Here is a 2,112-nt window from a genome sequence, read left to right as displayed (position 1 = left end):
TGTTTGGTGTAGTTGCGGGTAATGCGGATCGAGCGGAGCTGATCGGCAGCGCGACCACTTGGACGTTTCATAAGGGATACCTGTACGGGGACGGAAAACTGCGAAGCATTATAGAGCCGCCAGCCACGCCTGGGCACTTCTAAAAAATTACTCGGACGAGCGAAGGCTCTGAACAGCCCGTGCCCGACGACCTGCAGCCGATTGTCACTCCGTGTGTTTGGGCGCATTGGCGCCACTGCGCTACAATCCTGCGCCTTTGCTGCCAGTCGGCTTTAATTCATTGATATCGGATTGCCTGAACATCAGTTCCGCGCCGATCTGCACTGCGAGGTACCTCCATGGTGCACAGCATGACCGCCTTCGCCCGCGTCGAAAGCGCCGGCGTCCAAGGCACCCTGAGCTGGGAACTGCGCTCGGTCAACAGCCGCTACCTGGAACCCCACCTGCGCCTGCCGGAGTCCTTTCGCGACCTCGAAGGTGCCGTCCGTGAAGCCCTGCGCCAAGGTGTATCCCGGGGCAAGCTCGAATGCACCCTGCGCTTCACCGAAGAAAACACCGGCAAACCGCTGCAAGTCGACCAGGCACGCGCCGCACAACTGGTCGCCGCCGCCGAGACCGTTGCCAGCCTGATCAAGAACCCGGCAGCACTGAACCCGCTGGAAGTCCTGGCCTGGCCCGGCGTACTTGTAGGTGACGCTACCGACCCGCAAGCCTTGAATGCCCAGGCACTGGCGCTGTTCAACCAGGGCTTGAAAGAGCTCAAGGCCGGACGCGAGCGAGAGGGCGCGGAGCTGGCACGGCTGATCAATGAGCGCTTGACGTCCATTGAAGAAGACGTGGTGACCCTGCGTGAACTGGTTCCGCAAATGCTCGCCACCCAGCGCCAGAAAGTGCTTGATCGTTTCGCCGACATGAAGGCCGAGATGGACCCACAGCGTCTGGAGCAGGAAATGGTCATGCTCGCGCAGAAAAGCGACGTCGCCGAAGAACTGGATCGCCTGAGCACTCACATCATCGAAGTTCGTCGTGTACTCAAGTCTGGCGGCGCCGCCGGTCGGCGCCTGGACTTCCTGATGCAGGAGCTCAACCGCGAAGCCAACACCCTGGGCTCCAAAGCCTTCGACCCGCGCAGCACCCAAGCGGCGGTCAACCTGAAAGTGTTGATCGAGCAGATGCGTGAACAAGTGCAGAATATTGAGTAAGGCAACCCCGACATGACCCACAGCACCGGCACCCTCTACATCATTTCCGCCCCATCGGGCGCGGGCAAAAGCAGCCTGGTCAAGGCCCTGACCGACGCCGATCCGGAAATTCGCGTTTCGGTCTCGCACACCACCCGCGCCATGCGCCCCGGTGAAGTGAACGGCGTGAACTATCACTTCGTCGAGCGCAGCGAGTTCGTGAAGATGATCGAACACGGGGATTTCCTCGAGCGCGCCGAAGTATTCGGCAATCTCTACGGGACCTCGCAGAGCCACTTGCAGCAGACCCTGGACGAAGGTCACGACCTGATTCTGGAAATCGACTGGCAAGGCGCCGAGCAAGTGCGCAAGCTGATGCCTCAGGCCCGTTCGATTTTCATCTTGCCGCCGTCACTTGAAGCCCTGCATCAGCGCCTGACCAATCGTGGCCAGGACAGCGACGAAATCATCGATGGCCGGATGCGCGAAGCCGTCAGCGAGATGAGCCACTATGTCGACTATGACTACCTGATCATCAACGACGATTTCGCCCACGCACTGCACGATCTGAAGGCGATTTTTCGCGCCAATCAGCTGATTCAGAAGCGTCAGCAACAGCGCCACGGCAAATTGCTGGCTGAATTGCTCGGTTAAAGAGCACTTCCCAAAACCGCTGCAAGGGCTTTACATTGGCACTTGCAGCGCGTTGAAGGGCTTGATCAAAAAATCAGCGCTTCCCTAATCGCTGGTGATTTTTTAAACTGTTGAGTCCGCTCGCCCAACCGGGCAGCGCGCATATTGCATTCGCTCCGAGGAATACCATGGCCCGCGTAACCGTTGAAGACTGCCTAGAACACGTGGAAAACCGCTTTGAGCTGGTCATGCTCTCTACCAAGCGTGCCCGTCAACTGGCCACCGGCGGCAAAGAGCC

3 protein-coding genes and 1 pseudogene are annotated in these 2,112 nt (G+C 59.3%); 3 read left to right on the top strand and 1 reads right to left on the bottom strand.

Going from position 1 to position 2,112, the window contains the following annotated elements; genetic code table 11:
- A pseudogene (locus D8U18_RS23650) lies at positions 1-71 on the bottom strand (ribonuclease PH); the annotation flags it as partial.
- A 267-nt stretch (positions 72-338) separates the two neighbouring features.
- Between D8U18_RS23650 and D8U18_RS23645 the strand changes: the two are divergent.
- The 3 genes from D8U18_RS23645 to rpoZ form a co-directional block, all read left to right on the top strand.
- A complete protein-coding gene (locus D8U18_RS23645) occupies positions 339-1,202 on the top strand; it encodes a YicC/YloC family endoribonuclease (RefSeq protein WP_056854169.1) in 864 nt (287 codons plus the stop codon).
- Positions 1,203-1,214: 12 nt separating this feature from the next.
- Positions 1,215-1,835, top strand: coding sequence for a guanylate kinase (gene gmk, locus D8U18_RS23640; protein WP_056854170.1), 621 nt, complete (start codon positions 1,215-1,217; stop codon positions 1,833-1,835).
- 167 nt (positions 1,836-2,002) lie between these two features.
- On the top strand, positions 2,003-2,112 hold a 110-nt coding region (gene rpoZ, locus D8U18_RS23635), incomplete at its 3' end, for a DNA-directed RNA polymerase subunit omega (protein ID WP_131108602.1).

Origin of the sequence: Pseudomonas sp. Sample_10, assembly GCF_004321495.1 — a bacterium.
Classification (GTDB): Bacteria; Pseudomonadota; Gammaproteobacteria; order Pseudomonadales; family Pseudomonadaceae; genus Aquipseudomonas.
Note: the sequence above shows the minus strand (reverse complement) of the source record. Positions and strands in the feature narration are given on the sequence as shown.